25 protein-coding genes and 1 tRNA gene are annotated in these 23,420 nt (G+C 42.3%); 24 read left to right on the forward strand and 2 right to left on the reverse strand.

From position 1 onward, the window contains the following. Positions 1–275 precede the first annotated feature (275 nt). The 12 genes from rpmH to M2444_RS21725 all read left to right on the forward strand — a co-directional run bounded on the left by rpmH (position 276) and on the right by M2444_RS21725 (position 11,705). Positions 276–410 carry a 50S ribosomal protein L34 gene (rpmH, locus tag M2444_RS21670; protein ID WP_039295761.1) on the forward strand — a complete coding sequence of 45 codons (135 nt, stop codon included), beginning with the start codon at positions 276–278 and terminating at the stop codon, positions 408–410. A 291-nt stretch (positions 411–701) separates the two neighbouring features. Beyond that, positions 702–1,052: a ribonuclease P protein component gene (gene rnpA / locus M2444_RS21675; protein WP_042193070.1), complete on the forward strand. Its 351-nt coding sequence runs from the start codon at positions 702–704 to the stop codon at positions 1,050–1,052. An 86-nt stretch (positions 1,053–1,138) separates the two neighbouring features. Then, on the forward strand, positions 1,139–2,008 hold the full coding sequence (locus M2444_RS21680) for a YidC/Oxa1 family membrane protein insertase (protein ID WP_094869720.1): 870 nt from the start codon (positions 1,139–1,141) through the stop codon (positions 2,006–2,008). Then, on the forward strand, positions 2,005–2,739 hold the full coding sequence (jag, locus tag M2444_RS21685; protein WP_042193066.1) for an RNA-binding cell elongation regulator Jag/EloR: 735 nt from the start codon (positions 2,005–2,007) through the stop codon (positions 2,737–2,739). The genes M2444_RS21680 and jag overlap by 4 nt, the downstream gene beginning before the upstream one ends. A 108-nt stretch (positions 2,740–2,847) precedes the next feature. Then, positions 2,848–4,224, forward strand: coding sequence for a tRNA uridine-5-carboxymethylaminomethyl(34) synthesis GTPase MnmE (gene mnmE / locus M2444_RS21690; protein ID WP_280788006.1), 1,377 nt, complete (start codon positions 2,848–2,850; stop codon positions 4,222–4,224). A 39-nt stretch (positions 4,225–4,263) separates the two neighbouring features. After that, entirely contained in the window at positions 4,264–6,150 is a 1,887-nt protein-coding gene (gene mnmG, locus M2444_RS21695; protein WP_094869722.1) for a tRNA uridine-5-carboxymethylaminomethyl(34) synthesis enzyme MnmG, read from the forward strand. Between the two features lie 3 nt (positions 6,151–6,153). Beyond that, entirely contained in the window at positions 6,154–6,879 is a 726-nt protein-coding gene (gene rsmG, locus M2444_RS21700) for a 16S rRNA (guanine(527)-N(7))-methyltransferase RsmG (RefSeq protein WP_280788007.1), read from the forward strand. A 414-nt stretch (positions 6,880–7,293) separates the two neighbouring features. Next, the gene (gene noc / locus M2444_RS21705) at positions 7,294–8,109 is read left to right on the forward strand and encodes a nucleoid occlusion protein (RefSeq protein WP_094869724.1); all 816 of its coding nucleotides are present in this window, start codon (positions 7,294–7,296) and stop codon (positions 8,107–8,109) included. A 207-nt stretch (positions 8,110–8,316) separates the two neighbouring features. Beyond that, a complete protein-coding gene (locus M2444_RS21710) occupies positions 8,317–9,078 on the forward strand; it encodes a ParA family protein (protein ID WP_094869725.1) in 762 nt (253 codons plus the stop codon). Continuing rightward, positions 9,071–9,913 (forward strand): ParB/RepB/Spo0J family partition protein, encoded by an 843-nt coding sequence (locus tag M2444_RS21715; RefSeq protein WP_280788008.1) that lies wholly within the window; start codon positions 9,071–9,073, stop codon positions 9,911–9,913. Before M2444_RS21710 ends, M2444_RS21715 begins: the two co-directional genes overlap by 8 nt. A 110-nt stretch (positions 9,914–10,023) precedes the next feature. Continuing rightward, entirely contained in the window at positions 10,024–11,184 is a 1,161-nt protein-coding gene (locus M2444_RS21720) for an aminotransferase class V-fold PLP-dependent enzyme (protein WP_094869727.1), read from the forward strand. Between the two features lie 20 nt (positions 11,185–11,204). After that, positions 11,205–11,705, forward strand: a complete 501-nt coding sequence (locus tag M2444_RS21725) for a DUF4446 family protein (RefSeq protein WP_280788009.1) — start codon at positions 11,205–11,207, stop codon at positions 11,703–11,705. Here the strand turns inward: M2444_RS21725 and yyaC are convergent. Continuing rightward, positions 11,680–12,285 (reverse strand): spore protease YyaC, encoded by a 606-nt coding sequence (yyaC, locus tag M2444_RS21730; protein ID WP_094869729.1) that lies wholly within the window; start codon positions 12,283–12,285, stop codon positions 11,680–11,682. The genes M2444_RS21725 and yyaC overlap by 26 nt on opposite strands. 118 nt (positions 12,286–12,403) lie before the next feature. Between yyaC and M2444_RS21735 the strand changes: the two genes are divergently transcribed. The 4 genes from M2444_RS21735 to M2444_RS21750 all read left to right on the forward strand — a co-directional run bounded on the left by M2444_RS21735 (position 12,404) and on the right by M2444_RS21750 (position 14,045). Continuing rightward, complete coding sequence (locus M2444_RS21735) at positions 12,404–12,655, forward strand: putative Se/S carrier protein (protein WP_094876551.1); 252 nt, start codon at positions 12,404–12,406, stop codon at positions 12,653–12,655. 15 nt (positions 12,656–12,670) lie between these two features. Beyond that, a complete protein-coding gene (locus M2444_RS21740) occupies positions 12,671–13,699 on the forward strand; it encodes a mechanosensitive ion channel family protein (RefSeq protein WP_094869731.1) in 1,029 nt (342 codons plus the stop codon). Further along, the gene (locus tag M2444_RS21745) at positions 13,699–13,911 is read left to right on the forward strand and encodes a DUF951 domain-containing protein (protein ID WP_094869732.1); all 213 of its coding nucleotides are present in this window, start codon (positions 13,699–13,701) and stop codon (positions 13,909–13,911) included. The genes M2444_RS21740 and M2444_RS21745 overlap by 1 nt, the downstream gene beginning before the upstream one ends. A gap of 43 nt (positions 13,912–13,954) precedes the next feature. Continuing rightward, positions 13,955–14,045, forward strand: a tRNA-Ser gene (locus M2444_RS21750). A gap of 371 nt (positions 14,046–14,416) precedes the next feature. Here M2444_RS21750 and M2444_RS21755 read toward each other — a convergent pair. Then, entirely contained in the window at positions 14,417–14,614 is a 198-nt protein-coding gene (locus M2444_RS21755; RefSeq protein ID WP_042131720.1) for a YjzC family protein, read from the reverse strand. 214 nt (positions 14,615–14,828) lie between these two features. Between M2444_RS21755 and rpsF the strand changes: the two genes are divergently transcribed. The 8 genes from rpsF (at position 14,829) to M2444_RS21795 (ending at position 23,398) form a co-directional block, all read left to right on the forward strand. Continuing rightward, entirely contained in the window at positions 14,829–15,113 is a 285-nt protein-coding gene (rpsF, locus tag M2444_RS21760) for a 30S ribosomal protein S6 (protein ID WP_036677776.1), read from the forward strand. Between the two features lie 48 nt (positions 15,114–15,161). Then, complete coding sequence (ssb, locus tag M2444_RS21765; protein WP_036677780.1) at positions 15,162–15,668, forward strand: single-stranded DNA-binding protein; 507 nt, start codon at positions 15,162–15,164, stop codon at positions 15,666–15,668. 21 nt (positions 15,669–15,689) lie between these two features. Continuing rightward, a complete protein-coding gene (rpsR, locus tag M2444_RS21770; RefSeq protein ID WP_036651767.1) occupies positions 15,690–15,962 on the forward strand; it encodes a 30S ribosomal protein S18 in 273 nt (90 codons plus the stop codon). Positions 15,963–16,516: 554 nt separating this feature from the next. Beyond that, positions 16,517–18,472 (forward strand): endonuclease MutS2, encoded by a 1,956-nt coding sequence (locus tag M2444_RS21775; RefSeq protein WP_280788010.1) that lies wholly within the window; start codon positions 16,517–16,519, stop codon positions 18,470–18,472. A 201-nt stretch (positions 18,473–18,673) separates the two neighbouring features. After that, a complete protein-coding gene (gene opp4A, locus M2444_RS21780) occupies positions 18,674–20,404 on the forward strand; it encodes an oligopeptide ABC transporter substrate-binding protein (RefSeq protein WP_094876553.1) in 1,731 nt (576 codons plus the stop codon). Positions 20,405–20,478: 74 nt separating this feature from the next. Continuing rightward, complete coding sequence (locus tag M2444_RS21785) at positions 20,479–21,423, forward strand: D-alanyl-D-alanine carboxypeptidase family protein (protein WP_280788011.1); 945 nt, start codon at positions 20,479–20,481, stop codon at positions 21,421–21,423. Positions 21,424–21,738: 315 nt separating this feature from the next. Beyond that, entirely contained in the window at positions 21,739–22,779 is a 1,041-nt protein-coding gene (locus M2444_RS21790) for an LCP family protein (RefSeq protein WP_179281570.1), read from the forward strand. A gap of 193 nt (positions 22,780–22,972) precedes the next feature. Beyond that, entirely contained in the window at positions 22,973–23,398 is a 426-nt protein-coding gene (locus M2444_RS21795; protein WP_042193039.1) for a CBS domain-containing protein, read from the forward strand. Positions 23,399–23,420 lie beyond the last annotated feature (22 nt).

Genomic DNA, 23,420 nt, shown 5'->3' on the forward strand with positions numbered 1-23,420 from the left:
TTGATCACAGGTGGATAACTGTCATATCTTGTGGATTACTTTTTTTTCTAATGGGAGTTGTGGACAAGCAGCTTAAATTAGAGGGAGGCTCTGGAGCCAGCAGTAGGTTGACTTTTGCGCATAAAATATGTTTAAATATATAAAGGTGTTTTCTGTAAGGATATGTCTCGATAATTAATTGATGATTCATGTAGATACTGTCCCTACTATAAGGACGGCTTAGACCGTTTCTGCTTATATGACAGTAATTAAGTTCCTGTAAGGGAGGTGCAATTATGAGACCGACATTTAGACCAAATGTGAGCAAACGTAAGAAGGTTCACGGTTTCCGTAAAAGAATGAGCACGAAAAACGGCCGTAAAGTGCTGGCAGCTCGCCGCTTGAAAGGCAGAAAAGTTTTGAGTGCGTAAGTTAGGCCACTAAGGGACCACTCCGGTGGTCTTTTTTTACTGCTTTTTATTATTTTTTGCTCTGCAAACGACTAGGATCTCGCTTAATGCGCTAGCTACACTTTGCGGGGCTATTTAACGTATATACAGAATTATTTTGTGAGAAGTTGAGAATATTTTTCTTTCTATAATATAGAAGGGAAATTTCAGCGTTGTAGTCGCGGTCGTTTATAGCGACATCCAAATGACTATACTATTAGAAGAAAAAAATTCGGAAGGATACTTTTAACCGGATTTATGAAGGAGATTCCCGTGCACAAAAAGTTACGATTACGAAACCGTGCCGACTTCAGTCGTGTATACCGCCATGGGAAGTCTTTTGCGAATCATCAATTTGTAGTGTATTGGTTTAGCAAAAAAGAGGTAGAGCGTTTTAGAGTTGGGGTATCGGTCAGTAAGAAGGTTGGAAACGCGGTTGTCCGTAACCGAATGAGAAGATTGGTGAAGGAAATCGTTCGTCATCATGAACCTGAAATCGCAGGTGGACTCGATATGGTGTTTATCGTAAGAAAAGGAGCACTTTCCATGGAATACGCAGAGCTCGAAAAAAGCGTGCTGCATGTACTGCGCAAAGCCAAGCTACTCAAGGCTTCCCGCAAATAAAGGACGCATAAGAGGCTTGTTTATTTGTATTCATAATTATGGTATGATTTACGGTGGAATGGAATGTTCAAGAGAGGGGTTTTGAAGTGTCTCTAATGAAGACTAGACGGGGAAAATGGTTTCTCCTCATCACAGTGATGGTGTTGTCGTTAGCTGTTCTGTCGGGATGCGCTCCGTCAGCTGCTGTTACGCACACTACGGAGGATTTAAAGAATGGAGGCTTCTGGCAAAGTAATGTAGTGTATTATTTCGCCATTGCCTTGGACAAGTTTGCTGATTGGTTTAACGGAGAATATGGTTTAGCCGTACTTGTGATGGTTATTATTGTCCGCACGTTGATTCTTCCGCTTACGATTAAACAGGTGAAGAGCTCGCGGGCAATGCAAGCCATTCAACCGGAACTCCAAAAGATCCAGAAAAAATATAAAGACACACCTGAAAAGGTGCAGCAAGAAACGATGCGTTTGTTCCAAGAGAATAAGGTTAATCCAATGGCGGGTTGTTTACCGCTGATCGTACAAATGCCTATCTTTATCGCTCTCTACAACTCGATCTACTATAATCCACATCTACGGGAGCACTCCTTCTTATGGCTGGAGCTAGGTAAGCCGGATCATCTGTTTATCTTACCGGTGCTAGCAGCATTAACAACATTTATACAAACCAGAATGATGACTAAAATGAACCCGATGCAACAACAAGGGCCAATGCAGTTCATGATGATGATTTATCCAGTTCTGATTTTCGTTATGTCCTACAACTTCCCAGCAGCATTGCCGCTGTACTGGGTATACAGTAACATTTACACTATTGTTCAGAACTATTTCTTATATCGCAACAATGATAAACACAAATTGGCAATCGCAAGTGCTGTGAAAAGTACAGATGACTCAAGCCCTGCTCCGAAGAGCAAAAGCGGCAACAAGTCATCGAAGGGAGCCAAAAAGTCAAAATGAGCAAAGTCGTCGCAACAGGGAAAACCATTGAAGAAGCTGTAGAACGGGGACTAACCCAGCTTGGAGTTCAAAAGGACCGGGTAACGGTCAACGTACTTGAGCAGCCATCAAGAGGATTCCTGGGATTGATCGGTGCGAAAGGTGCCAAGGTTGAGTTAACCTTGATAGCCGAAGCCGCACCGGCATCAGCGGCGAGTGCTCCGTCACTGCCTCAGCAGTCAACCAGAGAGAGCAAACAGGAGGCTAACGGCGGTGTGCCACGCCAAGATTCCGGACAACCGGTGGAGGAAGCTTACCAAGAAGCCGTTCATTTCATTGTGGATGTCGCTAAGAGCATGGGGCTCGAAGTGGAAGTAGAAATCGTCCACACCAAGGAATCCACGATTCTGCAGATATCAGGTCCAGATTTGGGACTGTTGATTGGTAGAAGAGGACAAACTCTCGATGCTCTGCAGTATTTGGCTAATATCGTAGCTAATCGTTACTCCGACAGTTTTATACGGCTTGTGCTAGATGCGGAGAACTTCCGTGAGCGGCGTAAAAAAACTCTCGAAGAGCTGGCTGATCGTTTAGCCAGTCGTGTCATTCGGACTCGTAAAGAGGTAGTACTGGAACCGATGTCACCTCAGGAGCGGAAAATTATTCACTCCAGATTACAGGATCATCGGCAAGTGAATACCCTTAGTAAGGGCGAAGAGCCAAATCGCCGCGTCGTTATAACTTTGAAGTAAAGACTATATGATGCAATGACTCCTTGACCAATGTAAGGGGTCATTGCTTTTTTAAAAATATAAGACCGTTTATAATCAAAAAATACAGGTTTTGGGGTGAAAAACAGCATGCTTAGTGACACCATTGCTGCCGTATCAACGGCATTAGGCGAGGGAGGAATTGCTATTATTCGGGTAAGTGGCCCACAGGCTATTTCCCAAGTGGCTCCTTTGTTTCGTAGCCGAGTTCCGTTAACTGAAGCGGAATCGCATACCGTTCATTATGGGCATATCGTTAGTCCGGATAACGGGGAGAAGCTGGAAGAAGTACTTGTAACCGTAATGAAGGGCCCACGTTCTTTTACTACTGAGGATGTAGTAGAGATCAGTGCTCATGGTGGTGTAATTTCTGTAAGAAGGGTGATGGATTTACTTCTTCAGCAGGAGATAAGGTTAGCCGAGCCGGGTGAGTTCACCAAGCGTGCTTTCTTGGGTGGACGTATAGATTTATCACAGGCTGAGGCGGTTATTGATCTCATTCGCTCGAAGTCGGATCGCGCGTTTTCGGTGGCTTTAAAGCAGGTCAGTGGATCCTTGTCGGATCGAATTCATGCTTTGCGTCATACACTTATTGAGATGCTGGCTCATATCGAAGTGAATATAGATTATCCAGAGCACGATGTAGAATCCATGACAGCTGAATTTATTAAAGATAAAAGCAGTGAAGTGATGGAAGGAATCACAAAGCTTCTTAAGACTTCTAATGAAGGAAAAATTCTTCGTGAGGGGATAACGACAGCTATAGTTGGTCGTCCCAATGTTGGTAAATCTTCATTATTAAACGCGTTAGCACGTGATAACAAAGCGATTGTAACAGATATTCCTGGAACAACACGTGATGTCATCGAAGAATATATAACGATAAACAACATTCCGCTTAAGTTGCTTGATACGGCGGGAATTCGTGAAACGATGGATGTAGTCGAGAAGATTGGCGTAGAACGTTCCAAGGCGGCAGTTAGTGATGCGGATCTGATTCTACTTGTGTTAAATGCTAACGAAGAGCTGCATGAGGACGAATTGGCATTGATGGAACAAATCCACGGTAGACAATGCCTAGTGATCATGAATAAAATGGACTTACCACCCAAACTGGATAAGGATAAGTTGCTCTCGTACTTTGAGGAGTCCAACATCGTACCGATGTCCGTTCTGGAAGAGGAAGGTCTAGACAAACTTGAAGATGCCATTTCGACACTCTTTTTTGGTGGAAAGCTGGAATCGGGTGACTTGACATATGTAAGTAATGTGAGACATATTGCCTTGCTCAAAAAAGCTTATAAATCGCTACAAGATGCATACGATGCGGCGGAACAGTATATACCGATTGATATGATTCAAATCGATGTACGGCTAGCATGGGAACAGCTGGGTGAAATTATTGGTGATACAGCAGCGGACTCGTTGTTAGACCAAATATTCTCGCAATTTTGTTTAGGAAAATAAGCTTTACATTTTAATATAACAATTAGGGGGAAACAGGACATGAGTTATGATGGAGGCAACTATGACGTAATCGTCATTGGCGCCGGTCATGCCGGTTGTGAAGCGGCTTTAGCATCAGCACGGATGGGCTGCAGCACATTGATGATCACAATTAACCTGGATATGGTTGCATTCATGCCCTGCAATCCGTCCATAGGCGGACCAGCCAAAGGACATGTAGTGCGTGAGATTGATGCGCTAGGCGGAGAAATGGGCCGTAATATAGATAAGACATTTATTCAGCTTCGTATGCTTAATACAGGGAAGGGACCTGCGGTGCATGCATTGCGTGCACAAGCGGATAAGTTTCTGTACCAACATGCAATGAAAGAAACCATGGAAAAAACGCCTAACCTAACGCTTCGTCAAGGCATGGTTGAGCGTCTAATCGTTGAGGATGGACGTTGTGTGGGTGTAGTTACGAAGACAGGAACGGAATACCATAGTAAGACCGTTATTTTGACCACAGGTACTTACCTGCGGGGTAAAGTGATTATGGGTGAATTGACGTATGAGAGCGGACCTAACAATCAGCAGCCATCAGTGAAGCTATCTGAGAATTTGCGGGAGCTTGGTTTTGAATTGGTGCGTTTTAAGACAGGTACACCACCACGTGTACATCGTGATACGATCGATTTCTCGAAGACAGAAATTCAACCGGGCGACGATGAGCCTAAATTCTTTTCGTTTGAGACGAAATCATCCAACAATGAACAGCTACCTTGTTGGTTGACCTATACCTCTGAGGTTACTCATCAGATTATTAATGACAACCTTCATCGTGCGCCGATGTTTACGGGTATTATTGAAGGAACAGGTCCACGTTATTGCCCATCAATTGAAGATAAAGTAGTAAGATTTAGTGATAAATCTAAGCATCAGATCTTTTTAGAGCCAGAAGGAAAAAATACATCGGAATACTATGTACAAGGTCTGTCGACTAGTCTTCCTGAGGATGTACAGCTAGCGATTTTGCGTTCCATCCCTGGTATGGAAAAGGTAGAGATGATGCGTAACGGCTATGCTATTGAATATGATGCAATGGTTCCTACACAGCTATGGCCATCTCTTGAAACTAAACGTCTACCAGGTTTGTTCACTGCTGGACAAATCAATGGTACTTCCGGTTATGAGGAAGCGGCTGGCCAAGGTGTAATGGCTGGAATTAATGCAGCGCGCAAAGTGCAAGACAAAGAACCCGTAATCTTAGATCGTTCACAGGGATACATTGGTGTACTTATTGATGATCTGGTGACTAAGGGGACTAATGAACCGTATCGTCTGCTAACCTCACGTGCGGAATATCGTTTGCTGCTCCGTCATGACAATGCAGATCTAAGACTTACGCCTATCGGTTATGATATTGGTTTGATCACTCAAGAGCGTTTCGATAACTTTGTAGACAAGAAGGAACGGGTGGAACGTGAAATTGTCCGCCTACAAGAGAAAAAGGTTAAACCTGTTGAGGTAAATGATATTCTAGCACAATATGAATCAGCGCCTATAGTAGATGGCAGCAATTTGCTTGTTCTAATGCGTCGTCCGGAGCTTGATTATAGCTTTGTAGATCAAGTTTCACCATCACCCGAAATGCTAGACGCAGAGATGAAGGAACAAGTGGAAATTCAAATTAAATATGCCGGATATATCGAAAAACAGCTTCAACATGTGGAGCGCCTGCAAAAGATGGAAAAGAAGAAAATTCCGGATGACATTAACTATAATGAGATTCATGGATTAGCGATGGAAGCGCGGCAAAAGATGACTAAGATTCGCCCGATCTCTATCGGTCAGGCTTCTCGGATAGCAGGGGTTACACCTGCAGATATTTCTATTCTTCTCGTATATCTTGAGCATTACAACCGGGTAACCGCGGCGAAAGGATAATCTATGGATAATACGGAACTACAATTCACACAGCTTTTACAGGTACGAGGGATTACACTTACAGCGGAACAATTGAAGCAATTTGATCTCTACTATAAAGAACTCGTATCCTGGAATGAAAAAATGAATCTTACCGGAATAACAGAGCGTGAGCAGGTTTACACGAAACATTTTTATGATTCGATTTCGCTAGCTTTTTTCATTAATATCAATGAGATAAACAATTTGGCAGACATTGGATCGGGAGCTGGATTTCCAGGGATTCCGCTTAAAATTTGTTTTCCACATTTGAAGCTTACGATTGTTGATTCATTGAGTAAACGAATCTCTTTTCTGCAGCATGTCTGTACAACGTTAAAATTAACGGATGTGCAATTGATTCATGGTCGTGCGGAAGATATTGCCCGGCAATTTAAGCATCGTGATGCTTATGATTTGGTGACCGCACGTGCAGTGGCAAGATTATCCTTGTTGAATGAATTCTGCCTTCCTTTTACACGTAAGGATGGATTTTTTGCTGCCATGAAGGGGAGCGATCCATCAGAAGAATTAAGTGAGGCGAAGTACAGTTTAAAAGAGCTTCGTGCTCAACTTAGTAAAGTGGAGTCTTTCAGCTTGCCTGTGGAAGAGTCGGCGCGACATATTGTCATTATTCGTAAAACAGGTGCTACTCCTGCTAAGTACCCACGAAAAGCGGGAATTCCTGCCAAAACACCACTTATCAAATAATGTTTCACGTGAAACATTGGCATAGGTAAATATATTTAAGGTCATCCTCTATCTTAAAAGGGGATGACCTTTTTTTGTGGGGAATTGCGATAGCGATCTCTAATGAACATTAATTAAAAGATAAACTAAATTGATATGTTTATAAGGCTGTTATCATTATGAAAATGCAGGAAAAATAGGTCTTTACGGAGAATATGATTATGTAGAGAAAAGTGATAGAATAGCATAGTAGACTTTTAATTTTGTATATAACTCCTTCTCTGTACTCTTGTTCGAAAGAAGGAGAGATTATGATGCCTGATAGTAGCAGGTGATTTCATAATATCAGAATGTTTTTTATTGCTGTACGATACGCTTTCCGAAAAGAAGGTCAAGAAGATCGTACTATAACGAAATTAGGTGGTTATGAACGGAATGAAAGAACAATTTACCAAGCTATTTGGATTTAACGAGCGGAGCAGCGGAGAAGAAATCAAACAAATACCAGTTCATGAGGTCATTAGCAGTCCTTACCAACCACGGACTATATTCGATGACGAAAAAATCGATGAGTTATGCCAGACGATTAAAACTCATGGTGTCATTCAACCCATAGTTGTACGCATGCGCGATTCCGTGTACGAAATCATCGCAGGTGAACGACGCTGGCGAGCGGTTAAAAAACTTGGTTTAGAGACGATTCCAGCCATTGTTCGTGAATTCAATGATTCACAGGCCGCATCCATTGCGCTTATAGAAAACTTACAGCGTGAAGGTTTGACCTCCATTGAAGAAGCTGTAGCTTATCAAAAGTTAATTGATCTTCATCAATTGACGCAAGAAAGCTTGGCGCAACGATTAGGTAAAAGTCAGTCTACCATAGCTAATAAAATTCGCTTACTCAATTTGCCTGAAGAGGTTAAGATGGCATTGATGGAGCGCAAGATTTCCGAAAGACATGCACGTTCATTATTATCGCTAGATAGTGTGGAGATGCAGCTGAAAGTGTTAGCAGAGATCATTGCAAAAGGATTAAATGTTAAACAAACAGAAGCTCGTATTGCTTTCTACAAACAAGTCTCACAAACTAAAAAGTCAAAACGGGTTTCCTATACCAAGGATGTTCGTCTAGCTCTTAATACAATTCGTCAATCTATTGATATGGTGACAGGCTCAGGAATGGAAATCAAAACGTCAGAAAATGACCGCGGTGACCATTACGAGATTGTAATCCAAATCCCCAAAAGATAAATTGTTTCAAAAGCTGAAGGCGGCCCTGAGGTGATTGGCCGCCTTTTGTGTGGCTATAACCGGGATGTTGGCAAAACTTATAATTTAGAGTTTCAGTATTCAAAAGTTGTCTATATTCTTCATAAAGTGTGACGCAACATCAGCGTCAGGAACATTTGTACTTGCGATCTACGAGAAGATTCTTCCTAACTATTCGAGGTGAAATAAGTGTCCAAGATTATTGCCATAGCAAATCAAAAAGGCGGTGTCGGTAAAACAACAACCTCCGTGAACCTAGGTGCCGGTATGGCTACATTAGGAAAAAGAGTGCTTCTAGTTGATATCGATCCTCAAGGTAACACTACTAGCGGCGTTGGCATCAACAAGGCTGACGTGGCGAATTGTATATATGACATTCTTATAAATGAGGTAAATCCTCTAGAAACCATACTGGAAACTCAAAATGAAGGGCTGCATATCATTCCGGCGACGATTCAATTGGCAGGCGCGGAGATTGAGTTGGTATCAACGATTTCCAGAGAGCTAAAGCTAAAGAAGGCGCTAAATGCGGTTAAAAATAATTATGATTATATTATCATCGATTGTCCGCCTTCCCTGGGAATTTTGACGATCAATTCCCTTACTGCAGCGGATTCGGTAATCATCCCGATACAGTGTGAATATTATGCGCTTGAGGGCTTGAGTCAGCTATTAAACACCGTTCGTCTGGTGCAAAAAAATCTCAACCCGCATCTGAAGATAGAGGGAGTATTATTGACTATGCTTGATGCCCGTACCAATCTGGGAATTCAAGTAATAGAAGAGGTTAAGAAGTATTTCCAAGAAAAAGTATATAGAACGATTATTCCTCGGAATGTCCGGTTAAGTGAGGCGCCGTCTCATGGGCAATCCATTATTACTTATGATCCTCGCTCTAAAGGAGCAGAAGTGTATTTAGAGTTGGCAAAGGAAGTGATTTCTTATGAGTAAACGTTTAGGAAAAGGTCTGGATGCGCTAATCCCTTCTTTATCAATTAATGAAGATGATAAGGTAGTTGAGATCCCTTTAGCTCAACTCCGGGCTAATCCATATCAACCGCGCAAAGATTTTAATGAAGAGGCCATTCAAGAACTAGCAGAATCGATCAGACAACATGGCGTGATCCAGCCGATCATTGTTCGTAGCGTATTGAAGGGGTATGAGATCATTGCCGGTGAACGCAGATTCCGGGCCTCGCAATATTGTGGCAAAGCTACAATTCCAGCAGTCGTTAGAAATCTTAGTGATCAACAGGTCATGGAGATTGCATTAATCGAAAACTTGCAACGTGAGAACTTAAATGCAATGGAAATTGCTGTGGCTTACCAAGGCCTAATGGATCAATTTTCACTTACGCAGGAAGAACTCTCGCTTAAGGTAGGAAAGTCCAGATCACATATCGCCAACTTCCTGAGATTGCTTTCTTTACCTGAAGAAGTAAAAGAATATGTTTCACGTGGAACAATGTCAATGGGGCATGCACGGGCGATTGTTGCTTTAAAGGATCCGGAAGTGATTAAACAACTGGCCGAACAATGCGTGGAACAACAGTGGAGCGTCAGAGAATTAGAAGAAACAGTGAAGAACTTAGATCGTAAACCTGCAAACGGAGTTAAAGTCAAAGTTATTAAGCGTGATCCCTATATTGATAATGTAGAGGAAGTATTGCGTGAACGTTTTAAAACAACGGTGAAAATAAAACAGGGTAAGGAAAAAGGGAAGATTGAACTGAATTACTACAGTACTCAGGATTTAGAAAGATTGTTGGAATTATTGGGTAACTAAATGGGTATCTATGCTAAGAACATATCCTGAGATATCCTTAATCGGATAATTAGGGGTATGTTTTTTTGAATAAGTTGATTAAAAAAGGGTAATAGACGAGGAGCGAGGTTATGGAAGACTTCGTATATCTGGATCATGCCGCTACCTCATGGCCTAAACCACCAGAGGTTGCAGCTGCGATGATGAATGCTCTGCAGTCAGGAGCGAATGCTGGTAGAGGGAATTACTCGCTAGCGATAGGAAGCGGCCGAGTGTTAGTAAGAACACGGAGTGCGCTGGCTAAGTTGTTCGGTGTATCTAATGCGCAAGATATAGCTTTTACCCATAATACTACGATGAGTTTAAATATGGCGATCAGAGGGACGCTTAAAGCGGGAGATCACGTGATTTCAACCATGACAGAACACAATTCTGTGAGACGGCCGCTGGAATACTTGCGTAAGACTCTAGGGATAAAAGTGGACTATCTAAAAGTAGATCGTGAAGGACAATTGGATTTACTAGAACTCGAAAATGCTTTTCGCTTAAACACCAAACTGGTCATTTGCAATCATAGCTCCAATTTACTTGGAAGCATACTGCCTATTAACGATATTGGCGATATCGTTAAATCTCATGGCGCCGTATTTCTGGTAGATGCAGCTCAAAGCGCGGGTTCACTTGATATTGATGTTAAAAAAATGAATATAGACTTATTGGCATTTCCGGGGCATAAAGGACTACTTGGACCACAAGGAACCGGCGGACTTTATATATCACCTGAATTGGATCTTGAACCCTTAATGTATGGAGGGACAGGTAGTCAATCGGAAAATAGCGAACAGCCCAATGTTCGTCCAGATCGGTATGAAGCAGGGACGCAAAATACGGTAGGGATTGCCGGTTTACTAGCAGGTGTTCAAAAGGTACAATCTTTAGGGATGAGCGTTATTCATGAGAGAGAGTGGGCGTTAACTCAAAGGCTAATGGAGGGTTTGTCTCACATCCCGAGCATTAGACTATTAGGACCCTCACTAGGCGCTCCAAGAACGGGTATTGTATCGTTTGTGGTGGATGGAGAAGAGTCAGCGAATATCGCTCACCGTCTAGATCGTGATTATAAAATAGCGGTTAGAGCAGGTATGCATTGTACCCCTTTGGCACATAAGGCAGTTGATACGCTAGAGAGTGGTGCTGTTCGGGCGAGTGTAGGTGTAGATACGACAGAGCATAATATAAGCAGAATGCTGGCTGCTATGGATGAGTTATATGGCAATGCCCGCAGCAGATGAATAAAAAGGATGGTCCATTCATGTCTGAATTAAATCAATTAATTAGTGAGCAGTTGCAGTGGTTTGTGTTTGGTTTTACAGTAATTATGTTGGTGCTGGTAATCACTGTGATCGCCCAGGGGGCTAAGCTGCGTGCTATGCGGCGTAAATATGAGGCCATGATGGCTGGGAACGGTGTGGAGGATCTGGAAGGCCTTCTAATTGATCTGAAGAACCAAAGCGACATGCTGGAAGAAGAACAACGTGAGCAAAAAGCCGTATTAGAAGCAACTCAAACTAGAATGCGTGGCATGAAGTCCAATATTGCGCTGAAGCGTTATAATGCCTTTGGTGAACGTGGCAATGATCTGAGTTTCTCAGTCGCTATACTGGATGACAACAGCAGTGGCATTGTATTAACCAGTCTTCATAATCGTGAGAATTCTTACATTTACTCTAAACCTATGCAGAATGGTGAATCACAATATGTGCTATCACCAGAAGAAAAAGAAGTCGTTACTCTCGCGTTGCAGCGGACCTAGCATGAAGATTCCATTGCTTTAAGGCAGAATATAGACTTGTCGCTATAATATCAGATAATCGCATCACTAAACTTAATCGCGTGTTCTGTAATACGAAATACTCCATAAAGCCGCCGACATTAACGATTCCTGTCAAATGGATATCACCTACCGGCGGCAATTGTTTATTTACGCCAGCGCCCGGTCGTAGAGGTCCTTCAACAACTTGGATACAGCCCACGCTAGTAGAGTGACCTAAACAAGCATCTATACCGATGACAAAAGGGTTGCTATATTTTTCATTGATTAGGGTCAAAGTTTCCTCAAGATTAACGGCATGGACAGGATTTTCAAGCGTTCCATATAAATGAAACAGCGGACTATGAAAACGTGACAATGCAGTACCAACTAAAGGACCAAGAGAGTCTCCTGTGGATCGGTCTGTACCCACACAAATGACGACAATCTGTGTCTCAGGGCGTGTACGTGCAAAATGGAAAAGTAGTCGGTGTGTAATAGCAGAATAGATATCGGGATCGGTATGTGATATTTTTAAACAGGATGTTTCTTGCGCTGATGTAGCTTTGGATGGAAAATTCATACTATCTTCCTTTCTGAGGCTGGTTCTATTTGATGGTATCTAGTATATGGATAGAAGAGGGGTTTTATACTACAACGGCAAGAGATAGGACGATAAACCTATGGGAGGCGTAACGTAAATGCAAGAAGAGATGTTGATCGCGTTTGACTCTACCCAGCAGGCGCTTCGTGCTGAAATGTTGCTTGAATATGCAGAAATTGAGATTGATATATTCCCGACCCCGAAAGAGATCACGGCAGGGTGCGCGATATCGATTCAGTTTTATCCAAGTGCGCTGGTAGAGGTGCAGAGGATTGTAACTGAGCAGAATATCGAGATTCGCGGTATCTACGGAAAACACAACGAGAACTACATACTGATTGAGAGGTAGGGAGGAATACACGATATGAATAGGTGGATATTGGAGGCTGCTACTCCCGGTGATGCTGTAAAAGATGCTTTACGTTTTAAAGATAAGGTGTGGAATTGGTTTACCGATGCTGATATGTGGGCTAATGTCTTATTCGCAAGTTTGCGAATTCTTATTATTTTCCTCTTAACGAGGGTTATCATTAAGATTGTTTCTAATATTATTGATCGTTCGCTTGAGCGTAAAACTGGTGGCAGAATTCTCTCTAACACGCGAAGATTTACTACGGTAGGCGAATTGATGAAAAATGTAGTAACGGTTATCTGTAATTTTGTGATGATCATGATCGTTCTTTCAGAGTTCCACTTCGACTTAGCACCCTTGTTGGCCGGAGCGGGTGTTCTCGGTCTTGCAATAGGTTTTGGAGCACAAAGTCTGGTGAAGGATGTTATTACCGGTTTCTTTATTATTTTGGAGGACCAATTTGCAGTGGGTGATGTGATTCAGACAGGTACTTATAAAGGAACTGTTGAATTAATCGGATTACGAACAACAAGACTTCTTAGTGCTACCGGAGAAGTATTTATTATCCCTAATGGACTAATTACGAATGTGACGAACTATTCTCTTTCCAATGCATTGGCTGTAGTTGATGTTCCTGTTAAAATGGAGCGAAGCTTGGAAGCTACGTTAGGATTAATTGGCGAGGCGCTAAAAGGAATAGAAGAGCGCAACTCCAATGTGCTTGCTTACCCTAATGTGCTCGGTATACAGTCCATGAGTACCTCGGAATATGTGATTCGTATAGCAGCCAGTTGTGCTCCTAATGCAAGAGATGCAGCGGAAAGACAAATTCAAAACGACATCAAACAGGCACTAGAGAAACAGAACACACTGGAACAGGCTCAAGCGGAAGAGGAAGCACGTAAGAAAGCAGAAGCAGAGGCGAAGGCTGAAATAGATCTTGCAAAAACTGAACATGCACTAGAAGTTACAGGGTCGGCAAACACTGGATCAAGACGGCAAATCGCAGCTGCACAAGAAGGAGAAGAGGGGGAAGAATAGTGGAACGTAAAGTTTTTCAGCTTGGGGATATAGTACAAATGAAGAAGCAGCATCCTTGTGGATCTAATGAAATGGAAATTATTCGCATGGGGATGGATATCCGAATAAAATGTACAGGCTGTCAGCATAGTGTCCTGATTCCCCGTGCCAAATTCGAGAAGAATATGAAGAAGGTACTGCGTTCTTTGGAGGAAAATACAGACAATAATTAAGCTTGCAAATGGCATGTCTGCATGATACAATTATTTTTGCTGCGGAGAGGTACCCAAGAGGCCCAAGGGGGCTGACTCGAAATCAGTTAGGCGTGTCAAAGCGTGCGTGGGTTCGAATCCCACCCTCTCCGCCACTTCAGCATAATATAACCTTTAATGAATCCTTCGTTCCTGCAACGGAGGTTTTTTTGTGTCTATAATAGCCTATAAACGAATTCTATACAACACAAAAAGAAGGCCCCTTTCGGGTCCTTCTTCAGGAGGCAGTACATCAATGATGTTTGGAATTTCTCTGTTTATAGCGACTAAAGTGAATTAGGCGTTGCTGAGGCTAATGCTTTTTTAAGGCAATAACCCACTACTCTTCCCAGCTTACAATAGATGCTGAATCAGATCTCCTGTGATTGTGTTCGTCTACGACGGCCAACGGAACCACACCTCTCTTTTGTACTGCCTGAGTATAGTATGTGTATTATCGATTTTTTTATACACATTTATTTTTCAATTAATGTACCCGTGCCTTTTCAACCTTTTTCCACTTCCGATTTTTGTTGGTGGTCTCAGGGAAGGTGTCCCCTTTTTCCATCTTGATGTGCTGTGGATTTGAAATCTCAGTATGGAAGCTTCGCGCTTCTCCTACCTCTGTATACATGCCTGGATTGGGGGCTTTGTCGCCTTCTTCATATTCCGTCTTCTCACCCATTATTATTCCTCCTTTTTAATGTAGATGAATTCGTAATTATTGTGCGCAGGTAGTGTTTTTTTCATGTAAAAAGAGGGTGATGGATTGTCCTGTATTAATATTGCTTGCACTCTGCTGTTCATTTTGGTATATTAATCAGGTGCGAGTCTATGTTTGTGCTCGTTCCTTGCTCCTGACGTGATTAGGGGCCTCAGACCATAAGGAGGTGAAAATTATGCGCAAATATGAAGTGATGTACATTATTCGTCCTGACATTGAACAAGAAGCCGTTCAAGCAGCAGTCGATAAATTCCAAGGCATCATCTCCAATGGCGGGGAAATTACAAAGCACGAAGTGCAAGGTAAACGCCGTCTTGCGTATGAGATCAAGAAATTCCGTGATGGCGTTTATGTTTTGGTTAACTTCAATGCAGAACCTGCAGTAGTTACTGAATTAGAACGTCTTATGAAGATTTCTGACGAAGTTATTCGTTATCTCATTACGAACGACGTTGCTTAAGATCTTGACAAGCTTTGTAATGAATCGCTCTAAAGGAGGGGACCAGAATTGTTGAACCGTATCATTTTGATCGGACGGTTGACCCGTGACCCGGAACTTCGTTATACTCCCGCTGGTGTTGCCGTAACGCAATTTACGCTAGCCGTAGATCGTAACTTTACGGGCCAGAACGGTGAACGTGAGGCAGACTTCATCCCGGTTGTAACCTGGAGACAGCTAGCAGAAACCTGTGCCAATTACTTGCGCAAAGGTCGTCTGACAGCAGTGGAAGGACGCATCCAAGTGCGGAATTATGAGAATAACGAAGGCAAACGTGTATACGTAACTGAAGTTATTGCTGATAATGTTCGTTTCCTGGAATCTTCACAGAGCCGTGAAGGTGGAAATACTTCAAGTGGTGCAAGTAGTATGCCTGAAGAGCCAGCATATGGTGGCGGTGGTAACGCTGGACGCGGAAATAACAACAATAATTTCTCGCGTAACAACAATACTCAAGATCCTTTTTCGGGCGATGGTAAACCGATTGATATATCGGATGATGATTTGCCATTTTAATTAGGAAGGACTGAAAAGAATATGGCTTTTAAACCAAGAGAAGGCGCCGACAACGACAAAAGACCAGCACGTCGTGGTGGACGCAACAAGCGTAAAAAAGTTTGCTTTTTCACTGTGAACAAGATTACTCACATTGATTATAAAGATACCGAACTTCTTAAGAAGTTCATCAGCGAACGTGGAAAGATTTTGCCACGTCGTGTAACAGGTACTAGTGCAAAATACCAACGCGCTCTTACCATTGCTGTAAAACGCTCGCGTCAAATCGCGTTGCTTCCTTACACAACGGAATAGGACGTTTTATAAAAGCAGTCGGGAAACCGGCTGCTTTTTTTGTATGCAGAAAAGGAAGCATTATTAGTGCGGTAAGCATGAAATTAAATCATTTGGGTGTGGAATCGTTTGACGTTGGCACTGTTATGTGTTAAATTACAGCTATCCTATAACTAAAGGGGAAATTTTGATGTCGGTGAACGTTCTTAACTAGCAATTTCATAACACTTGATTAGGAAGACTTTAGCAGGCTCGTCATGAGGCGATTACGTGCTTTATTTGCGTTCGTATTACGCAGCAGTCTGTTGTTCCTTACGGGTGGATGATTTAGTTAAGAACACACGAAGCGTCAAATGGCCTCTTTACGGCTGTTGTTCTCTTTGTAATTAACCGTGCTCTTATGCACGGTTTTTTTGTTTTTCGGCACCTGTTTTCAATTTTGGGAGCCTTAGAACCATAGGGGGCATCAGCATAAAAAGAAGGGCAAGGACTGCCATAGTGGCATTCTTTGCCCTTCTTTGCGTTAGGGAGAATTAGGTCTAAGCCAATAATAGAGATTTGAAGGAGGATTTGCTGTGAACTTACAAAGCTTAAGCACATTGGAATACGAAATGATTAAAACTGAACTTGGTCGTCATGCAGTATCTTATGTAGGGAAAAAAGCTGTAGGAGAGCTTATGCCAATGACCTCTCTGCCGACGATTCAAAGAGCAATGGAGGAAACTTCTGAAGCTAAAGAACTGCTGGAACGAGGATCGAGTGTACCCATTCCTTCATTAGAAGGCATTGAGTGGATTATGTCCTTAATGGGGACTGGATATTTGTATAGTGAGCAAGATTTCACTGCGGTTGCTACATTTCTTAAGAGCTGTAGTCAACTGCGCAAATATATGGCCTCTAAAGAACAGAGTGCTCCACGGATTGCAGCATATGCATCCTCGCTGATGGAGTTAAATGACGTGAGGGAGGCTATTGATCGCTGTATCCGTTTTGGTGCGATTGACGATGGGGCAAGTAAGGGGTTAGAGCGAGTTCGTAAACGGATTGTAGTGGCTAAAGAACGTCTTCATAAAAAAATTGACGGAATTATGTCACGCCATCAATCGATTTTACAGGAGAATATCTACAGCCAGCGGGGTGGGCGTTATGTTATCCCCGTAAAACGAGAATATCATAAGCAAATAAAAGGATCTGTTCTTGATCAATCCACAAGTGGACAGACGGTGTTTATCGAACCAGACGAGATCGCTGCCCTCCAGATAGAGCTTGATTTACTATTAGGGGAAGAGGCGCGAGAAGAAGCTGTAATCCTCAGCATGCTAACTAGCTTGGTAGAACAGGAACAGACCGCACTGCAGCTTAATATTGAGGTTACGGGCACCTATGATTTTATTTTTGCCAAAGCTAAATATGCGCGAACGCTGGGGGCATCTGCTGTTACTCTGAACGCGAGAGGATTTCTTATGATGAACGGAGGCAGACACCCCATGCTGAAGGGGATGATTCCGATCAATTTGGAGGTGGGTAAGGGCTATAAATCCCTCATTATTACAGGTCCGAATACAGGCGGCAAAACTGTAGTCCTCAAGACACTGGGGCTACTGACGATCATGGCTCAATCAGGGCTGTTAATTCCGGTCGAGGAGGGCAGCGAATTTACTATTTTTACAGATGTGATCAGTGTAATCGGCGACGGACAAAGTTTGGCACAATCACTTAGTACATTTTCGGCGCAAATGAAGAGTATTGAGGGGATGCTGAGAGATGCATCTAAAGGTGTGCTGCTGCTCATTGACGAGCTGGCGGCTGGTACGGATCCCGGGGAAGGCATTGCGCTCTCTATCGCGATTCTGGAAGAGCTGAGCCGTAAAGGGGCAAATATTATTGTTACCACACATTTTAATGAGTTAAAAGCCTTTGCTGCTGCAACGACTGGCTTTCAAAACGCAAGAATGGAATTCGACAAAGAAACACTACAGCCGTTGTATCGATTAACGATTGGAGAAGCGGGGGAGAGTTACGCGCTGCAAATTGCAAAGAAGCTGGGGATACAGGATAACGTTATCAAACGATCATGGGAAATCGTAGAGGCGCAGCAACAAAGGTTGCAGAAAGGCGGCGGTGAGGCTTGGGGAAGTCTTTTTAGCAAAGAGGGAGAGAAGGGGCATGTTAAGCACGCCGTAGAGGCAAATGACAACACAGAAGAGGAGGTTACTCCATCCGTCAGCAGCAAGGAGAAGCTGGTCGTCCAATTTGAAATTGGAGATGCAGTTGTGGTAACTTCACTCGGCCGGACAGGGATCGTGTATGAGAAGAGAGATCATTTAGGAATGGTTGGCGTGATGATCCAGAAGCAAAAGCTGAGAATTAACCATAAGCGGTTGAAGCCATATCTTTCAAAAGAGGAGTTATATCCGGAGGAGTATGACTTTGATATTATTTTTGAGAGTAAAGATACTCGTAAAAAGCGCAAATTGATGCAGCGTAAACATGTTGAGGGTCTAAGGATTACGCATAGAGAGGAAGAATAAAGGAAGAATAAATGCAATGAAGATCTGTCCAAAAGACAGGTCTTTTTTTTAGATATAACGAAATATGTGAAATTCAAGCAGGAGTAAAGGCCTAGGGCTTAGAAGTTATTGTAACGCCAGAAAAACTTTGTTACAGTAAAACTATTTATATTCCATAGCTTATATGTAGATATATGTTCAACTAGAGAAGGGAAGAAACACATGAATAATAAGAAAATATGCAGGTTGTTGTTAACGCTGCTCGTGATGGCAACTTTATTGTCAGCATGTAGTAGGGCAACTTCCAGCAGTAATCCATTATCTTCGCGCCATAATTTAGTAGACGATAAGCCACAGGCTGGTGGAGTAGTTACCTACGGATTCTCCTCACCATTTACGGGTTTGTTTGAGCCTGCTTTTTATGAAGGGGAAGATGATTTTCATGTGCTGGAGTTTATTACTGAGCCGATGTTTCAGGTAAATGATGAACTAGTGACGGTTCCTAATATCGCCTCTTGGCAGGAATCTGATGATCATAAAGTATTTACCTTTAAAATTAAACCGGGCATCCGTTGGCATAATGGTGATGAATTAACGGTAGAGGATTGGAAATTCGCAATTGAAACGATTGCTAGTCCAGATTATACGGGCTCGCATTATTATAGTGTTGAAATGATTCAGGGTGCAGAAGCCTATCATGAGGGAGAAGCGAAGAGCATATCGGGATTGAAGGTCATAGATCCTTATACTTTGAAAATAACTGTAACGGCTGCACGGGTAAACACAATCGATAGTCTGTGGCCCTATCCGATGAATAAAAAATATTATACTGGAATTGCTGTTAAAGATATGCCTGAAAGTGACCAGATGCGGAAATCTCCTATAGGCATTGGTGCTTTTGAGGTTGAACATATTCAGCCTGGCCAGAGGGTAGAAATGAAACGTTTTGATCAATATTATAAGGGCAAAGCCCTATTGGATGGGATAGTGTATAAGGCATTTGACGATAAGGAAGTGACTGAACGCTTTCAAACAGGAGAAATCGATATAGAGTCAGCCCCTCGTGATGCTTATGATGATCTAAATAAACTGGAGAATGTAAACATCCTGCAAACTGCTGAGCTGGGCTATGAATATATAGGTTTTAAGTTCGGGCATTGGGATACGAAAACCGAAAAAATTGTAATGGATAACCCTAAATTTAAAGATAAAAGATTACGGCAAGCTATGTATTATGCTTTAGATCGTGAAGGAATCATTAAAGCATATTCCCACGGTCTAGCTGAGCCTATAGAGACTCCAATATCTAGCACTAGCTGGGCGAAGATTCCTGATACTGAGATTAATACTTACCTTTATAATCCTACTAAGGCTAAAGAACTGCTGGATGCTGCCGGGTTCTTGGATCTAGACGGTGATGGATTACGGGAAGACCCAAAGGGTCAGAAGCTGAAGATCCATTTTGATTCTATGCTAGGCAGTCAAACAGCAGAGCTACGTGCCAAAGCTATTTTAAGAAATTGGCGTGATGTTGGACTAGATGTACAGCTAAACGGTGGAGCATTAAAGGAATTCCACAACTTTTACGACGCAGTGGAAGCCGACGATCCGTCAATTGAACTCTTTTACGGAGTATGGGGGCTTGCGAGTGATCCCGATCCAACAGGTCTATGGAGAGAAAATGATCTATGGAACTATCCACGTTGGTCTTCAGAGCGGAATGAAGAGCTGATTCGTGAAGGCGTAAGTATGAAGGCATACGACATGGATTATCGTAAAGAAATATATTATGAGTGGCAGAAGCTGGTTAATGAAGAGGTACCTATGATCTTTTTTGCCGAACGAAAAGCCATTGTTCCAGTAAATAAGCGCCTACAGGGCGTTCGTGTGAATTCTATCAGTACGATTATAGACCCTTATAAATGGTGGATTAAGGAAGATGACGAAAAATAAAATAATAATTTTTTGTGAAAAGTGAAATCAAATTGTAGTTTCATTCGTCATATATAGTATGGAGGATGACGACGATGAAGAGACGGATAGTAGTGGGGGCAATCGCAGCTGTATTAGTCGTTGTCTTGATTGCGGTATGGAGGCCAACAGGGCTTGGTTTTAAACCGAATATTGACGCGGAATCAGCAGTGCTTCTAGATATGGATACCGGAGATATATGGGTGGATATTAATGGTGATGTACCCATGCCACCGGCCAGTGTATCTAAATTAATGACAGAAATGATTGTGCTGGATCAAATCTCCTCTGGAATGATTAGATGGGAGGATAGAGTCCCAATTAGTGCCTATGCAAGTAAAATGGGCGGCACAAGTCTCTCATTGAAGCGGGGAGAATTCTATACTATAAGGGAATTATTTGAAGGAGTCACTATATATTCTGCGAACGATGCTACTGTTGCATTGGCAGAGTATATGGCTGGTTCAGAAGCCTCTTTTGTGCTCATGATGAACGACAAGGCACGTAGTCTAGGTTTATCTACTCGCACAATATTTACTAATGCAACGGGACTATCAGGTAAGGATCTTGGTTTCACTGATCCGAATATGCATGTCAGCGGTGAGACAATGATGACAGCTCGTGATACCGCTAAACTGGCTGCCGCACTAATCTATCATCATCCGGATATTCTCAATATTTCTAGCCGTACACAAATGCATTTGAAGGATAAGGGGTTATATGTAAGTAATAGCAATTTCATGTTGCCAGCTATGGGTGGCATTTACGCTTATGAGGGTACAGATGGTTTAAAGACTGGACACAATACCCGGGCAGGATACTGCATTGCAGGCTCGGCTCAGCGGGACGGGCATAGGTTTATTGCAGTTGTTATGGGGGCAAAGACATATGAGAGCCGATTTGAAGGTGCAGCAAAATTATTTGATTACGGATTTTTTCGTGGTTTACAATCCGGAGATCGGGTTAAACATATGATGAATCCGCTCACAATTAGGAACTAAAGTCGGAGCGCCATACCAGTATTTATTACTTGGTTTGGTGCTTTTTCCCTATTCATGTCGTTATTTGTGGTTTCTTTTTATCCATTTAGTGATTACAATAGAAATATTGTTTTAGTCCACATTATTTTAGAGCCGCCAAAAACTTTTTTTCTATAATTTTGAATGACCTGAATTTCCTGAAAGGGGGGACAATAAGATAATGGAATAAGGGACAGTTGATCGCCGTGAGAAATAAAGTCATGACTGCCTGATAAAGATTCAGGAAGCATTATATATATGGCAAGCAATTATTCTACAATAAAGAAGGAATCAAAAATGAAGCAATCAAAGATGAAAAAAATAAAGAAAAGATATATCGCCCTCATTGTTCTTGTTGTTATTATAGCGGGAGGCTTTCTGTTTCGGAATTCCCTGGCTGTATTAGCCTTCGACCTCTTTTTGTCTGATCGGGTTGAAACTAAGCTAAAGGAAGAATCTTACCAGCCACTCAAGGATGATAACAAGGTTAAGCCAGAACCGGTTGTGTACAAGAGCGATCCGTTCTCAATCATGCTCTTAGGTACCGATCAACGTGATAATGAAACGGCACGTTCAGATACCATGATGTACGCTGTTGTTCGTCCTGAGGACTATAAGATCCTGCTTATTTCTATTCCGCGTGATACGTATACGGAAATTATAGGTCATAAGGATAATAAAAAGGATAAGATTACACATGCCTATGCTTTTGGGGGGCAACAGATGGCCAAGGATTCCCTAGAAGCACTGCTTGGTCATGATATTCAATATTATGCGACAATAAATTTCCAAGGACTCAAGGATGCTGTAGATGCTATTGGAGGCGTTCCGCTGCCGATTAAGAAAGACATTGTGAACAAAGGTAAGGATCATGAAAAGTTTACAATTGAAGCTAACAAGTCGCTTTATAACGGACAAGAAGCACTGAACTATACGCGTTATCGTGAGGATAGTGACTTTAACCGTACCAAACGTCAACAGGTTTTTATTGATGTCGTAGCAAATAAAATGTTATCCATCAGTCAAATTGGCAACATTCCGAAGTTGTTGGATATTATGGGAGATAATTTCAAAACTGATATAGAGCCTTCGATGATCATCAGTCTAGCCAAAAAATTCATGGGTGGAAAAGGCATGGATATCTCAAGCTTCACAGTCATGGGCGAAGGTAAACGTATGGATGGTGTTTATTATGATATCGTTGATGAAGAGGATTTGAGTGAAGCTAAGGCCATGATCGACAACTGGATGAGTGCGGCAACACCTGTAGATCAGCTAATTGAGCCGGGAAAAGCAAGTAATGCACTGGAGCCTAAATCAACAGCAGTTACGCAATAATTCTAAAGTGGAGTTCAAACTCATATAATTAATTGCAGCAGCCATTCACATTCTTATGGCTGCTGCTTACTGTCTTCATGCTATAATGTATTGGAACTATTATTAAGCTGCCACGTATTAATAATTTTGCATGGCAGTAAAAGGAAGTTAAAGAACCGTAATTCCTTCGGAACTCTTTGAGGAGGATCAAGAGATGAATATTGCATTTTTTTTACTTCCGAAACAGGAAGTCGCTTGCGTAACGATCGATTCAACGCTACGCCAAACGTTGGAGAGGATGGAGTATCACCGTTATACTGCTGTCCCTATTCTTAACCGAAATGGAGAATATGCTGGTACGGTTACAGAGGGTGATCTGCTCTGGTATATGAAGGAATCCGAGGGCAAGGTTACTTTCGAGAACGCTTCAAAATTCTTGCTTAAAGATTTGCCGTTAAGAATGAATAACAGACCTGTCTCGATTGATGCGGATATGGAAGATCTGATTAATTTGGCTAAGGTACAGAACTTTGTTCCTGTAGTCGATGATATGAACCGGTTTATTGGCATCGTTCGCCGGAGTCAAGTCATAGAATATTGTGAGAAATTTGTATCAAAACAATCACAAGAGTCATTATAGCCCAATTTATTCGCGGTAATAG

It is taken from the genome of Paenibacillus sp. PastF-3 (genome assembly GCF_029893135.1).
Taxonomy (GTDB): Bacteria; Bacillota; Bacilli; order Paenibacillales; family Paenibacillaceae; genus Paenibacillus_AQ; species Paenibacillus_AQ nitricinens.